This is a genomic window from Curtobacterium sp. SORGH_AS_0776 (genome assembly GCF_031453355.1).
In the GTDB taxonomy this organism is placed as follows: domain Bacteria; phylum Actinomycetota; class Actinomycetes; order Actinomycetales; family Microbacteriaceae; genus Curtobacterium.
On the sequence record NZ_JAVIYU010000001.1, the window covers coordinates 1,714,642 to 1,728,017 of the forward strand.

At 71.9% G+C, this 13,376-nt stretch carries 14 protein-coding genes and 1 pseudogene; 5 read left to right on the plus strand and 10 right to left on the minus strand.

The features are described from left to right. Window positions 1–91: 91 nt before the first annotated feature. From QE359_RS08660 to xseA, 5 genes are all read right to left on the minus strand, one after another. Window positions 92–1,492: an aspartate ammonia-lyase gene (locus QE359_RS08660; protein WP_092384906.1), complete on the minus strand. Its 1,401-nt coding sequence runs from the start codon at window positions 1,490–1,492 to the stop codon at window positions 92–94. Between the two features lie 119 nt (window positions 1,493–1,611). Beyond that, entirely contained in the window at window positions 1,612–2,226 is a 615-nt protein-coding gene (locus QE359_RS08665) for a carbonic anhydrase (protein WP_070416758.1), read from the minus strand. A gap of 68 nt (window positions 2,227–2,294) precedes the next feature. Next, entirely contained in the window at window positions 2,295–2,933 is a 639-nt protein-coding gene (locus QE359_RS08670) for a DUF4245 domain-containing protein (protein WP_309778862.1), read from the minus strand. Further along, window positions 2,930–3,175 carry an exodeoxyribonuclease VII small subunit gene (locus tag QE359_RS08675; protein WP_022906010.1) on the minus strand — a complete coding sequence of 82 codons (246 nt, stop codon included), beginning with the start codon at window positions 3,173–3,175 and terminating at the stop codon, window positions 2,930–2,932. Before QE359_RS08675 ends, QE359_RS08670 begins: the two co-directional genes overlap by 4 nt. A 71-nt stretch (window positions 3,176–3,246) precedes the next feature. After that, complete coding sequence (xseA, locus tag QE359_RS08680; RefSeq protein ID WP_309778863.1) at window positions 3,247–4,482, minus strand: exodeoxyribonuclease VII large subunit; 1,236 nt, start codon at window positions 4,480–4,482, stop codon at window positions 3,247–3,249. 124 nt (window positions 4,483–4,606) lie between these two features. Between xseA and QE359_RS08685 the strand changes: the two genes are divergently transcribed. Both QE359_RS08685 and QE359_RS08690 read left to right on the plus strand, forming a co-directional pair. After that, window positions 4,607–5,671, plus strand: a complete 1,065-nt coding sequence (locus tag QE359_RS08685) for a 4-hydroxy-3-methylbut-2-enyl diphosphate reductase (protein WP_396127726.1) — start codon at window positions 4,607–4,609, stop codon at window positions 5,669–5,671. Next, complete coding sequence (locus tag QE359_RS08690) at window positions 5,668–6,411, plus strand: DUF6264 family protein (RefSeq protein ID WP_309778864.1); 744 nt, start codon at window positions 5,668–5,670, stop codon at window positions 6,409–6,411. Before QE359_RS08685 ends, QE359_RS08690 begins: the two co-directional genes overlap by 4 nt. On the opposite strand, the gene QE359_RS08695 is transcribed toward QE359_RS08690, so the two are convergent. Continuing rightward, entirely contained in the window at window positions 6,412–6,975 is a 564-nt protein-coding gene (locus QE359_RS08695; RefSeq protein ID WP_309778865.1) for a TetR family transcriptional regulator, read from the minus strand. Between the two features lie 221 nt (window positions 6,976–7,196). On the opposite strand from QE359_RS08695, the pseudogene QE359_RS19080 reads away from it, so the two are divergent. Continuing rightward, window positions 7,197–7,352: pseudogene (locus QE359_RS19080) on the plus strand (alcohol dehydrogenase catalytic domain-containing protein); the annotation flags it as partial. A gap of 297 nt (window positions 7,353–7,649) precedes the next feature. Here QE359_RS19080 and QE359_RS08705 read toward each other — a convergent pair. Continuing rightward, entirely contained in the window at window positions 7,650–7,853 is a 204-nt protein-coding gene (locus QE359_RS08705; RefSeq protein WP_309780475.1) for a hypothetical protein, read from the minus strand. Here QE359_RS08705 and QE359_RS08710 point away from each other — a divergent pair. Beyond that, window positions 7,843–8,184: a hypothetical protein gene (locus QE359_RS08710; RefSeq protein ID WP_309780476.1), complete on the plus strand. Its 342-nt coding sequence runs from the start codon at window positions 7,843–7,845 to the stop codon at window positions 8,182–8,184. The genes QE359_RS08705 and QE359_RS08710 overlap by 11 nt on opposite strands. Window positions 8,185–8,214: 30 nt before the next feature. Here the strand turns inward: QE359_RS08710 and QE359_RS08715 are convergent, their stop codons facing one another. Both QE359_RS08715 and fbaA read right to left on the minus strand, forming a co-directional pair. Beyond that, entirely contained in the window at window positions 8,215–9,474 is a 1,260-nt protein-coding gene (locus QE359_RS08715) for a M18 family aminopeptidase (protein WP_309778866.1), read from the minus strand. Window positions 9,475–9,568: 94 nt separating this feature from the next. Beyond that, window positions 9,569–10,597 carry a class II fructose-bisphosphate aldolase gene (fbaA, locus tag QE359_RS08720; protein WP_309778867.1) on the minus strand — a complete coding sequence of 343 codons (1,029 nt, stop codon included), beginning with the start codon at window positions 10,595–10,597 and terminating at the stop codon, window positions 9,569–9,571. A 160-nt stretch (window positions 10,598–10,757) separates the two neighbouring features. Here fbaA and glpX point away from each other — a divergent pair, with 160 nt between their 5' ends. After that, window positions 10,758–11,747: a class II fructose-bisphosphatase gene (gene glpX, locus QE359_RS08725; protein ID WP_079238384.1), complete on the plus strand. Its 990-nt coding sequence runs from the start codon at window positions 10,758–10,760 to the stop codon at window positions 11,745–11,747. Between the two features lie 235 nt (window positions 11,748–11,982). Here glpX and rmuC read toward each other — a convergent pair whose 3' ends face one another. Further along, window positions 11,983–13,245: a DNA recombination protein RmuC gene (gene rmuC / locus QE359_RS08730; RefSeq protein WP_309778868.1), complete on the minus strand. Its 1,263-nt coding sequence runs from the start codon at window positions 13,243–13,245 to the stop codon at window positions 11,983–11,985. Between the last annotated feature and the right edge of the window lie 131 nt (window positions 13,246–13,376).

Genomic DNA, 13,376 nt, shown 5'->3' on the forward strand with positions numbered 1-13,376 from the left:
GCTGTCGGACGACCGCACTGACGGACAGGAGGCGCGGTGCCAGCTGGCACCGCGCCTCCTGTCCGTGACGGGGTGCGTCAGTTCGGGTGCGTCAGTTCGGGTGCGTCATGCTGAGCACGTCGAGGGCGCTGTCGAGCTGCTCCTCGGTGACCTCGCCCCGCTCGACGTGGCCGAGGGCGATCACGGCCTCGCGCACGGTGACGCCTTCCTGCACCGCGAACTTCGCGACCTTCGCCGCCGCCTCGTACCCGATCACGCGGTTGAGCGGGGTGACGATGGACGGCGAGGACTCGGCGAACGCGCGGGCGCGATCGAGGTTCGCCTCGAGCCCGTCGATCGTCTTGTCGGCGAGCACCCGCGAGCTGTTCGCGAGCAGGCGGATCGACTCGAGCAGCGCGGTGCCCATGACGGGGATCGCGACGTTCAGCTCGAACGCACCGGAGGCGCCCGCCCACGCGATGGTGGCGTCGTTGCCGATCACGCGTGCGGCGACCATGAGCGTGGCCTCGGGGATGACGGGGTTGACCTTGCCGGGCATGATCGACGATCCGGGCTGGAGGTCCGGGATGTGCAGTTCGCCGAGGCCCGTGTTCGGCCCCGAGCCCATCCACCGGAGGTCGTTGTTGATCTTCGTCAAGCTGACCGCGATGACCTTGAGCGCCCCGGACGCCTCGACCAGGGCATCCCGGGCGCCCTGCGCCTCGAAGTGGTCGAGCGCCTCGGTGACGGGCAGCCCGGTGTCGCTCGCGAGCTGGGCGATGACCCGCTGCGGGAAGCCCTTCGGCGTGTTGATCCCGGTGCCGACGGCCGTGCCGCCGAGCGGGACCTCGGCCACGCGGGGGAGCGTCGCGTTCACCCGCTCGATGCCGAGACGGACCTGGCGCGCGTAGCCGCCGAACTCCTGCCCGAGGGTGACGGGCGTGGCGTCCATGAGGTGCGTGCGGCCGGACTTCACCGCGTCGGCCCAGAGCGTGGCCTTCGCCTCGAGCGACTCGGCGAGGTGCTCGAGCGCCGGGACGAGCGTGCGGATGAGGGCCTCGGTCACGGCGACGTGCACCGACGTCGGGAACACGTCGTTCGAGGACTGCGAGGCGTTCACGTGGTCGTTCGGGTGCACCGGGGCGCCTGCGACCTCGGACGCGAGGGTCGCGAGGACCTCGTTCATGTTCATGTTCGACGAGGTCCCGCTGCCGGTCTGGTAGACGTCGACGGGGAACTGGTCGTGGTGGGCGCCACCGATGATGGTGTCCGCCGCCTCGACCACGGCAGCGGCCAGGGTCGGGTCGACGATCCCGAGCTCACCGTTGACGATCGCGGCCGCCCGCTTGATCCGGGCGAGGGCGACGATCTGGGCCGACTCGAGCCCGCTCCCGGAGATCGGGAAGTTCTCCACCGCGCGCTGCGTCTGCGCCCGGTAGAGCGCGGACACCGGCACCCGGACCTCGCCCATGGTGTCGTGCTCGATGCGGTACTCGCCGGAGCTGTCGGTCACGGTGGTCGGGGTGGTGTCGGTCACGTCGTCGTGGTCCTTCCTGGGGTGCTCGCCGGCCGCGGTCGCGCCGGCTGGTGGGTGTCCCGATGGTGTCCGGGACGGGTCGTCGTGGCGGTCCGTCAGGCCTGGCCCACGACGGTGTCGACGGCGACCTCGCCCGTGGTGAGGTCGTAGGTCGCGCCGACGACGGCCAATCTACCCTCGGCGATCGCGTCCGAGACGGCACCGGAGCGTTCGATCACCTGCCGGAGCGTGGCTTCGAGGTGGGCGGCGCCGACGGATTCTTGCGGGACGTCGGCGTCGGTGGTGCGGACGCGCTCGACGCTCGGGGCGATGGCGTCGACGAGGGCCTGCAGGTGCGGGGCGGGGACGGGCTCGCCGGAGCGTGCGGCCGCGACGGCGCCGCACTTGGTGTGCCGGAGGACGACAACGAGCGGCGTGCCGAGCGCGACGACGGCGAACTCGATCGATCCGAGCACGACGTCGTCGACGATCTGGCCGGCGTTGCGGATGGCGAAGAGGTCACCGATGCCGGCGTCGAACACGTGCTCGAACGGCACGCGGGAGTCCGAGCAGCCGAGGACGGTGGCGAACGGTGCCTGCGAGCCGGCGAGTTCCGAGCGGCGGTCCGGGTCGATCCGGCCGGTGCGGCGCTTGTCGGCGGCGAAGCGGGCGTTGCCCTCGACGAGGAGTCGGAGGGCGTCGGACGGGGTGGAGGCGGCGCGGTCGGGCATGGGGCTCCTCGGGTGCTTCGGGTGGTTCGGGTCGTGGTCGTGCTGCTGCTGCGGCGGGTGTTTGCTCGTCAGTTCGCGAACTGCTTGCTGACGGCGGTCGCGACGGTCCGGAAGGAGGTGTCGTCGGCGGTGCCGGACAGGACGACGGTGCCCTGGTCGAACGTCGACACGAGCGAGTACGCCTGGTTGCCCGCGTCGTCGCCCTCGGCCCGGCGGTCGTACACGGTCCACTTCGTCCCGGCGATCGTGCGGGTGCCCGTGGCGGCGTGCTGGTCGAGCTTGTTCGACACCCAGGTCGCGTTCGCGTCGATGCCCTGCTGCAGACCGATGTACTGCTTGTCCGGCGTGAGCAGGCCGACGGTCCAGACGCTCACTCCATCCGACGTCTTGTCCTGGTAGTCGGCACGGTTGGACGAGAAGTCCCCCGGCAACGCGGGCGCGGCGAGCGTGACGCCCGGCACCTGGGCCTGCGAGGCCACCTGGCGGTAGTCGACCGTCCGGTCGCCGATCGTGGTGTCCGGACGCACGACGACCGCGACGAGGAACAGCACGATGCCGAGCGACGCGATGAGTGCGAGCACGAGGTTGAACGCGGTCTGGTGCTGCCGCCGGGCGGTGCGGGCGGCGTCCTTGCGCGCCCAGGTCTCCTCCGGTGTCTCGGGGCGGCCCAGCTCGGCGACGATCGGGCGGCCGTCGGCGTCGGTCATCGCGCTGCGCCGTCCTCGGACTCGGACGCGGCGCGTGCGGCGTCGAGCCGGGCCCGGGCGCCGACGAGCCACTCTTCGCACCGGGCGGCCAGTGACTCGCCGCGTTCCCACAGCGACAGCGAGCGTTCGAGCGTGGCCGATCCCTGTTCGAGTTCGGCGACGACGCGCACGAGTTCGTCGCGCGCCGCTTCGTAGCTCAGCGACCGGACGTCGGGCTGCTCGGGTTCCTGCTGGGATGACACCCCTCGATCCTACCGAGCGCCCACCGACGTGCCGCTCCCGGGAGCGAACCCGTGGAGAACCCGCAGCCGGGTCAAGCCCCGTCCGGACCGGGACCGTCCGGCTCGAGCGTGCCGGTGGCGGTGCCCGCGCCGAGCGTCACGTGCACGGGCGTCGCACCGCTGAGGTCCTCCGAGCCCCGCACCACGCCGCCGTCGGCCGTCTGCACGATCGCGTAGCCACGCCGCAGGGTGTCCCGCGGCGACAGCGCCCGGAGCCGGGCGGTGAGGTGCCCGACCTCGGAGTGGGAGCGTTCGAGCCGGCGGTCGAGGAGTTCACGGGCGCGGGAGAGGTCGCGCGCCACCTCTTCCGCGCGGGTGTCGACGAGCCAGGCGGTGGACGCCAGGGCGGGGCGGGAGCGCAGGGCCGCGATCCGGTCCGCCTCGACCGAGAGGGTGTGCGACAACCGGAGCCCGAGTCGTGCCCGCGCCTGCCGGACGTTGGCGAGTTCCTCGGCGACGTCGGGCACCACGCGCTTGGCCGCGTCGGTCGGGGTGGAGGCACGGAGGTCGGCGACCTCGTCGAGGATCGGCCGGTCGGCCTCGTGCCCGATCGCCGAGACGATCGGGGTGCGCGCAGCGGCCGCGGCACGGACGAGTCCCTCGTCGCTGAAGCCGAGCAGGTTCTGGAAGTCGCCGCCGCCGCGGGCCACGATGATGACGTCGACGGTCGGGTCGGCGTCGAGCTCGAGGATCGCCGCGGTGACCTCGCTCACGGCGCGCTCGCCCTGCACGGCCGTGTGGACCGTCCGGAACTCGACCTGCGGCCACCGGAGCTGGGCGTTGCGCTTGACGTCCTTCTCGGCGTCGGAGTCCTTGCCGGTGATCAGCCCGATCCGGTGCGGCAGGAAGGGAAGGCGCTTCTTCCGGGACGGGTCGAACAACCCTTCCGCGGCGAGGGTGCGGCGCAGGCGTTCGAGCCGCTCGAGCAGGTCACCCAGTCCGACGTGCTTCATCTCGACGACCTGCATCGTCAGCGAGCCGCCCTTGACCCAGTAGTTCGGCTTGACGGCCGCGACGACCCGGTCGCCCTGCTTGATGTCCGCGGGGACCCGGGACCGCACGCTCGACCAGATCGAGAACGACACCGTGGCGTCGACGTCGACGTCCTTGAGCTTGCCGTAGACGTTGCCGCCCGCGACGTTCCACTGGGTGATCTCGCCCTCGACCCAGGCGGTGCCGAGCCGGTCGATCCAGTCGCGGAGCTTCGCGCCGAGCAGCGCGACGGGCCACGGGTCGTCAGCCGTCGGGGGACCCTGTTCGATCGCCAATGTCGTTCCTTCCACGCGGGACGTCCATGCTGCCCGAGACCGGTGACAGCGCGCTCCGGACGGGTTGTCCACAGGTCCGTGCGCGCTCAGCCCGCGCGCGTCCCGCTCACCTATCATCGGGGACGTGACGATCACCAACGGCCACACGGTCCCGCTCGCCCCGCCGCGGGTCCTCGCGGCGCGCGGCCGCCTGCGGGACGAGCCGGTCGCCGGCACGAAGAAGGTCCTGCTCGCCGCCCCCCGCGGGTACTGCGCGGGCGTCGACCGCGCCGTGGTCGCGGTCGAGAAGGCGCTCGAGCAGTACGGCGAGCCCGTGTACGTCCGCAAGCAGATCGTCCACAACGTCCACGTCGTGTCGACGCTCGAGCAGCGCGGAGCGGTCTTCGTCGACGACGTCGCCGAGGTCCCGCGCGGCTCGCACGTGGTCTTCAGCGCGCACGGCGTCTCACCGGCCGTGGTGGCCGGCGCCGCCGACCGCGACCTGCACGCCATCGACGCCACGTGCCCGCTCGTCACGAAGGTCCACAGAGAGGCGACGCGCTTCGCGAAGGCCGACCGCACCATCATCCTCATCGGGCACGCCGGCCACGAAGAGGTCGAGGGCACCATGGGCCACGCACCCGACCGCACGATCCTGGTCAACGGGCCGGACGACGTCGCCGCGCTCGAGGTCCCCGACCCCGAGAACCTCGTCTGGCTCTCGCAGACCACGCTGAGCGTCGACGAGACGATGGAGACCGTCCGGCTCCTGCGCGAGAAGTTCCCCGCGATCGAGGACCCGCCCTCCGACGACATCTGCTACGCCACCCAGAACCGCCAGGTCGCGATCAAGAAGGTCGCCCCCGGAGCCGACCTCGTGATCGTGGTCGGCTCGGCGAACTCCTCGAACAGCGTCCGCCTGGTCGAGGTCGCGCTGGAGCACGGCGCGAAGGCCGCACACCGCGTCGACTACGCCGCCGAGATCCAGCAGAACTGGCTCACCGGAGTCGGCACCGTCGGCGTCACGAGCGGCGCCAGCGTGCCGGAAGAGCTCGTCACCGAGGTCCTCGACCAGCTCGCGGACGCCGGCTACGCCACGGTGGAAGAGGTCGTCACGGCGCACGAGGACCTCATGTTCTCGCTGCCGAAGGAGCTCCGCACGGACGCGTCGGGCAACCCCACGCGAGCACTCGGCGGGCGTCGACGGTGAGCGGGGGCACGGACGGCTGGTCCGCGGTGCCCGCCCGCGAGCCGGGTCAGGTCGTCGATCCCTCCCTCGGCCAGGAGGCGCGGCGCACCCCCGCCACGTCGGCCGACGGTGACGCGCACGGTCGCGTCCACGGCCGTCCGGCACCGCAGTACGGCGAGTACGCGCCCGACGGTTGGGTGAACCCGGTGCTCGTCGAACAGGAGCGCCTCGAGCAGCAGGAGCGCTCGCTCGCCCGGCGTGACGGGACGGCCGAGGACGCCGGAAGTGACCGACGCCGGTCCGGGGCGCCAGTGGCACCGCGGCCCGCCGTCGTCGGCCGGAGCGAGGGGGAGTCTCGTCCGACCCCTCCCGCCGGTCGGTTCGGCGCAGCTCCCATCGACTTCGTGCTGACCGTCGGCCTGCTCGTCATCGGACTGTGGTCGGTCGTCGAGTCGCTGTCGATCGGCACCACCGCGTCCACCATCCGCAGTGTCGTCGAGCAGCAGTACACCGAGTTGGCGAACCCGGCTGCGCTCTCGACAGCGGTGCTCATCCGGGCGTTCGTGCTGGTCGTGCTGGTCGTGCTCTTCGTGCTGGTCGCGTGGTGGTCGGTCCGTCGCCTGCGCGCCCGTCGGTGGACCTTCTGGGTGCCGCTCGTCGGCGGTGTCGTCGCGACGCTGCTGGGCATGGTCCCGGTGCTGGTCGCCGTGTTCCAGGATCCCCGGATGCAGGAGGTCCTGCACCGGATGGCCGGCGGCTGATCACCCCTCGAACGTCGCACGCATCCGTTCGGCGACCTGGTCGAGGTGCTCGGTGAGCGGCGCGGTGTCGCCGTCGGCGAGCCACCGTTCGAGCGCGATCTCGAACAGCTCGACCGTCAACCCGCCGAGCACCCGCGCGGCGAGGGGTTCCTCGCCACGGTCGACGAAGCCCTGCGTGACGGCGTCGCGGAGGTCCGCCTGCTTGCGCAGGTCCCGCTCGCGGAGGATCGGTTCGGCGTCGATGACGCGGCGAGCGGACCGGATCTCGTCGCGCTGCGGCTCGAACCGTTCGACGGCGAGCACCCGAAGCCCGTGGGTCACGATCGTGAGCGGCGTCGTGCCGGCCGGAGCGCGCGAGATCGCCCCGGCGGCGATGCGCGGGATCTCGTCGTCGCCGAAGAACACCTCGCGCTTGTCGCTGAAGTGCCGGAAGAACGTCCGTTTCGTCACCCCTGCACGGAGGACGATGTCCGGAACGGTCGTCGCGGCGAAACCCCGCTCGGCGAAGAGTTCGAGCCCGGCGGCCCGCAGTCGTTCCCTGGTGTCCGGTGCCCATCTGGCCATGTTCCGAGCATAAGCGATGACACCAGGTGTCGTCAGTCGGTAGAGTGACGACACCACGTGTCATCACTCTGCAGAAGGGCACACCCGTGTCACAGCACTCCGCCGCCGTCCTCCGCACCTCCCGCGCACCCCTCGTCGTCGAGCCGGTCCCGGACCCCGAACCCGCCGCGGACGAAGTGCTCGTGCGGGTCCGAGCGGTCGCCGTGAACCCGGTCGACTGGGTGATCCAGGGCACGGGCTCGGTGACCTACCGGTGGCTCCGTCACCCGGCGGTGCTCGGGTCGGACGTCGCGGGTGAGGTTCTGGCAGTGGGGTCCGGGGTCACTCGCTTCAGCATCGGGGACCGGGTGTTCGGGCTGGCGACGGGCACCGACCGGGGACGTGACCCGATGCGCGAGGGCGCGTTCCAGGAGACGACGGTGCTGCTCGAGCGGTTGACCGCCGCGACACCCGCCGGCTTGTCGGACGCGCAGGCCGCGGTCCTGCCGCTCGGCGCATCGACCGCCGCCTGCGCGCTCTTCCAGCCGGCGCACCTCGGCCTCGCGATGCCGGGCGACACCGGCGTACCCGAGGGTGAACGGGGCGTCGTCGTGGTGTGGGGCGGCTCGACGAGTGTCGGGATGAACGCCGTCCAGCTCGCCCGAGCCGCGGGCTACGACGTCGTCAGCACGGCGTCACCCCGGAATGCGGCGCTCGTCCGGTTGCTCGGTGCCGACGTCGTCGCGGACCACGGTGACCCGCACGCCGTCGAGCACCTCGTCGAGGGCATCGGCGGGCGCAGGGTCGTCGGTGCCGTCGCGCTCGGCACGACCTCGGCAGCGGCGTGCATCGAGGTGCTCCGACGAACCGGGTGGCAGCGTCCTCGCGATGGCGAGCACGCCGGTCTCGCTCGACGGGCTCGCGGGACGCCGACGGCTGTTCCCGGCGATGCTGCCCGTCTTCACGCGGGTCGGACTGACCATGGCGCGGCTCTCCCTGCGCGCACGACGGGCCGGCATCGCGTCGGCGTTCGTCTGGGGGAGCAGCCTGCGCGACGACGAGGTGGGTCGTCGACTCTGGAGCGAGGTGCTCGGAGCCGGCCTGGCCGACGGGACGCTCCGCCCGGTCCCTGAGGCGCTCGTGGTCGGCGAGGGCCTCGGATCGGTGCAGACCGCGATCGACCGGCAGCGGGCCGGTGTGTCCGCGCAGAAGGTGGTCGTGACGCTGTAGCTGGTCGCCCGACCGCTCCGCCCGGCTCGGCTACCCGGCCAGGAACGCGGCGACGGCGCCGTGCAGGGACGCGAGGTCGTCGACGTGCACGAGCTCGCGGATCGAGTGCATCGACAGCAGCCCGACGCCGATGTCGATCGTCGGGATCCCGAGCCGGGTCGCCGCGATCGGGCCGATGGTCGAGCCGCCCGGGATCGTGTTCACGTTGACGAACGGCTGCCACGGCACGCCCGCGGCGGCACACGCGGTGGCCCAGAGGGCCTCGCCCTTCGCCTCGGTCATGTAGCGCTGGTTCGCGCTGATCTTCAGGAGCGGGCCCGCTCCCGGACGCGGACGGTTCGTGGGGTCGTGCTTCTCCGGCTGGTTCGGGTGCACGAGGTGCCCGGCGTCGCTCGACAGCAGCCACGAGGCACGGAACGCCCGCGCGGCTTCGGAACGGGTGGCGCCGAGGGCCTCCTGCACGCGACCGAGGACGTCCTCGAGGAAGGGGCCGCCGGCACCGGACGGGGTCGAGGACCCGATCTCCTCGTGGTCGAACGCCGCGAACACGGGGATGTGGTCGCCGTCGGCCGGGGCCTCGACGATGCCCCGGAGTCCGGCGTGCACGCTCGTCAGGTTGTCCATCCGGCCCGAGGCGAGGAACTCGCGGTCGATGCCGATGCGCGCGGGAGCCTGGGTGTCGGCGAGGAAGAGGTCCCACGACACGGCGCCGTCGCCGAGCCGGGCGCGCAGCCACGACACCACGTCGGTCCCGCCTGCATCGCCGTCGACCCCGACGATCGGCAGGGTGTGCCGCTGGCGGTCGATCTCCTTGCCGTCGTTCACGCCGCGGTCGAGGTGGATCGCGAGGTTCGGGATGCGGGCGACGGCGTCGGTGGACACCAGGCGGACCGTCCCGTCCGCGTCGACGACCCGGCCGGCGATGCGGAGGTCGCGGTCGAACCACGTGGAGAGGAGCGCGCCGCCGTAGACCTCGACGTTCAGCTGCTCCCAGCCGCCGGTGCGCACGCCGGGGTTCGGCTTGATGCGGAACCCGGGGGAGTCGGTGTGGGCGCCGAGGATCCGGAACGGGGTGGTCGGCGTGGCCCCGGACGGCAGACGCCAGGCGATGACGGCGCCGTCACGGACCACCACGTAGGCGCCGGGCGTCGTCGGCCAGGCGCCGAGCTCGTCGAGCTCCTCGAACCCCGCGGCGACGAGGCGGTCCCGGGCGGCCGCTGCCGCGTGGAACGCGGTGGGGGACTCGGTGACGAACTGGGCGAAGTCGGAGGCGATGGCGTCGGCGGTCACCCGACCATCGTGGCACGGCGGTGGAGGTGACCGGACGCAGAACGGGGCGCGTCCGTCGGACGCGCCCCGTTCCTCCAGGCGGTTGCTCGGGGTGTCAGCCCTTGGTGTGGCCGGCCGAGCCGAGCACCTTCGCGGCCTCGCCCACGCGAGCCGCCATGGCGGTCTCGGCGACCTTGCCCCAGGCGCGCGGGTCGTACTGCTTCTTGTTGCCGACCTCGCCGTCGATCTTCAGGACGCCCTCGTAGTTCCGGAACATCGAGTCGGCGATCGAGCGCGTGAACGCGTACTGCGTGTCCGTGTCGATGTTCATCTTGATGACGCCGTTGCGGACGGCCTCGTGGATCTCCTCGTCGGTCGAGCCGGAGCCACCGTGGAAGACGAGGTCGAGCGGGTTCTCGCCCGTGCCGTGCTTGGCCGCGACCGAGGCCTGGATCTCGCCGAGGAGCTCGGGGCGGAGCTTGACGTTGCCCGGCTTGTAGACACCGTGCACGTTGCCGAACGTGAGCGCGGCGATCCAGCGACCCTTGTCGCCCAGGCCGAGTGCGTCGACCACCTTCTCGACGTCGTTCGGGGTCGTGTACAGGGCGTCGTTCGTGCCCTCGTGCTCGACGCCGTCCTCTTCGCCGCCGACGACGCCGATCTCGACCTCGAGGATCGCGTTGATGTTCCGCGTCTTCTCGATCATGGTCTTGGCGATCTCGATGTTCTCGTCGAGCGGCACGGCCGAGCCGTCCCACATGTGCGACTGGAAGATCGGGTTGCGGCCGGCGCGGACCTCTTCCTCGCTCGCTGCGATGAGCGGCAGGACGAAGCCGTCGAGGGCGTCCTTCGGGCAGTGGTCGGTGTGCAGCGCGACGGTGATGTCGTAGTTCTTCGCGACCTCGTGGGCGAACTTCGCCATCGCGAGGGCACCGGCGGCGCGGTTCTTGACGGTGTGGCCGGCGAAGTAGTCGGCGCCACCCGTGGTCACCTGGAGGATGCCGTCCGAGCCCGCCTCGGCGAGGCCCTGGAGGACCGCGTTGATCGTCTGTGACGACGACACGTTGACGGCGGGGTACGCGAACTTGCCGGCCTTCGCTCGTTCGATCATCTCGGCGTACTGTTCCGGCGTTGCGATGGGCACGTGGATCTCCTTCGACTTCGGTGATGTCCTCGCCGATCGTAGTCAGCCGGACTGGAGGCGCGGTGCGGGTTACGCGGTCGGCCCGCGCCCGGCGTGCACATGCGTCCACGGGCCCGTTGTCCGGACCGTCGGTCGGCTGCCGGTCGGTAGGCTGGCGTTCGTGACTCCCACGACGGAAACCGGCTCCCTGTTCCTCCAGCCCGACCGCAACCTGGCGCTCGAGCTCGTGCGTGCGACGGAGGCCGCGGCCATCCGTGCGCAGCCGTGGGTCGGGCGTGGTGAGAAGAACCTCGCGGACGGTGCCGCCGTCGACGCGATGCGGAAGTTCCTCGGCACGGTGAACTTCGACGGCGTGGTCGTCATCGGCGAGGGCGAGAAGGACAACGCCCCGATGCTCTACAACGGCGAGCACGTCGGCAACGGGCACGGCCCGGCCTGCGACATCGCCGTGGACCCGATCGACGGCACCTCGCTGACCGCCGCGGGTCGCCAGAACGCGATCTCGGTGATGGCCGTCTCGGACCGCGGCTCGATGTACGACCCGTCCGCCGTGTTCTACATGGACAAGATCGCCGCCGGTCCCGAGGGGCGCGGCGTCCTCGACCTCGAGAAGCCCATCGGGGACAACATCCGTGCGCTCGCGAAGGCGAAGGGCAAGGACCTCGAGGACATGCAGATCGCCGTCCTCGACCGTCCCCGCCACGACGAACTCATCCGTGCGATCCGTGCGACCGGTGCCGGTACCCGTCTGCTGCTCGACGGTGACGTCGCCGGTGGCATCGCGGCGGCGCTGCCCGGGTCGACGATCGACATGTGCGTCGGTGTCGGCGGCACCCCGGAGGGCATCATCACCGCGTGCGCGATCAAGGCGCTCGGCGGTGTGATCCTCGGCAAGCTCCAGCCGAAGGACGACGAGGAGCGTGAGAAGGCGATCGCCGCCGGACACGACCTCGACAAGGTCCTCGACCAGGACGACCTGGTCACGGGCGACAACACGTTCTTCGTCGCGACGGGCGTCACCGACGGTGTGCTCGTGGACGGTGTCCGCCGGTCGCGCGGCGTCATCCACACGGACTCGCTCGTGCTGCGGTCCCGCTCGAACACGATCCGTCGCATCCAGGCGGACCACCGCGCCGAGAAGTGGTTCTGATCCGCTGACGCCGCGGCGCGCTGCTGCGGCCGCCGCCGCTGCGCGGCGCAAATCGCGTTCGCACAACCGAAGTCCGTCCGAACCACGTTCCCGCGTGGTTCGGACGGACTTTCGTTGTGCGGTGCGGTGCGGTGCGGAGCGGGGCGCGGCGCGGGGCGGTGCGGTGCGCGGCGCGGGGCGCGGCGCGGCGCGGCGCGCGGTGCGGCGCGGGGCGGCGCAGCGCGCTGGCGCGCGCTCAGTCGTCGTCGAGGGCGCCGACGAGCTCCGGCGCGGTGAGCAGCCGCGGCTCGTCGGTGATCGTCGCCGGGTCCGCGACGACCTTCGACTCGTCGAGGAGTGACAGCCGCCGGGCGCTCGGCAGGACCTGCCGTTCGAGCGACCCCACGAACCGGTTGTAGTCGACCACGGAGCCCCGGATCGACCGCCCGAGCTTGTCGACGTGTCCGGCCATGGTGGACAGGCGGCCGTACAGCTCGCGGGAGACGCGGAAGAGCTCGTGCGCCTCTTGCGAGACGACGTCCTGCTGCCACGAGAACGCTACGGTCTTCAGCACCGACCACAGCGTCACCGGCGACGCGAGTGCGATGCGCTTGCGGAACGCGTGGTCGAGCAGCCCCGGGTCCGCGGCGAGGGCGCTCGAGATGAGCGACTCCGACGGGATGAACGCCACGGTGAGCTCCGGCGACGCGTCGTAGCCGGTCCAGTACTCCCGCGCGGCGAGGGCGTCGACGTGCGCCCGCAGTGCCTTGACGTGCTGCCCGATGAGCGCATCGCGCCGGGCTCCCTCGGCGCCGGTCGCGGTCGCCGGGATCTCGGCAGCCTGCAGGTAGGCGCTGAACGGGACCTTGGCGTCGACGGCGATGGTCTTGCCACCCGGCAGGTGCACGACCATGTCGGGGCGCGCGGTGCCGGCGGTCGTGGTGACGGAGGACTGCACGTCGAAGTCGACGCGCTCGAGGAGCCCCGCGGCCTCGACCACGTTGCGCAGCTGGGTCTCGCCCCAGACGCCGCGCGTGCTGTTCGACGACAGGGCGCTGGCCAGCGTGTCGGCGGTGGCGCGCAGGCGTTCCTCGGACTCGGCAGCGGAGCGCAGCTGTGCCGAGAGGGCCCCGTACTGCTCGCTGCGGGACTGTTCGAGCTCGGCGATCTTGGCGCGCATGACGTCGAGCGTCTGGGCGACCGGGCTGAGCGCGGAGAGCACCTTCGACTCGCCCTGGGTCCGGGCGGCGTCGGCGCCGTGCATGCGCTGGACGAGGTGCTCGAGTTCGGCCGCCCGGCGTTCGAGCGAGTCGACCTGCCGCCGGTACTGCGCGTCCTGCGCGTCGAGCCGTTCCTCGGCGTCGCGACGGACCTCGTCGAGGCGCGACCGGAGCGCCTCGGCGCTGGCGCGGGACGTGGCGGCGTCCACGCCGGCGCGGGACCGCGCGAGCGACCAGGCGACGACCGCACCGACGGCGACGCCGATCACGAGACCGATGACCAGGGCGAGGATCTGCATGTCGCGACCTTGGCAGGACCCACCGACACCGCGCCTCCTGGGCCGCCCGAATCCATGTCATGACATTAGGGCAAACAAGGTGTACAGTCGTGATCGTCCGCCGATGAAGCCGCACGGAAGGTCCCCCGCGT

Bases quoted from the DNA above. Each gene is read 5' to 3' on its own strand.
- QE359_RS08695 (WP_309778865.1), bottom strand. From the start codon at position 6,975: ATGGCCAGATGGGCACCGGACACCAGGGAACGACTGCGGGCCGCCGGG.
- QE359_RS08670 (WP_309778862.1), bottom strand. From the start codon at position 2,933: ATGACCGACGCCGACGGCCGCCCGATCGTCGCCGAGCTGGGCCGCCCC.
- rmuC (WP_309778868.1), bottom strand. From the start codon at position 13,245: ATGCAGATCCTCGCCCTGGTCATCGGTCTCGTGATCGGCGTCGCCGTC.
- QE359_RS08665 (WP_070416758.1), bottom strand. From the start codon at position 2,226: ATGCCCGACCGCGCCGCCTCCACCCCGTCCGACGCCCTCCGACTCCTC.
- QE359_RS08710 (WP_309780476.1), top strand. From the start codon at position 7,843: ATGGCGAGCACGCCGGTCTCGCTCGACGGGCTCGCGGGACGCCGACGG.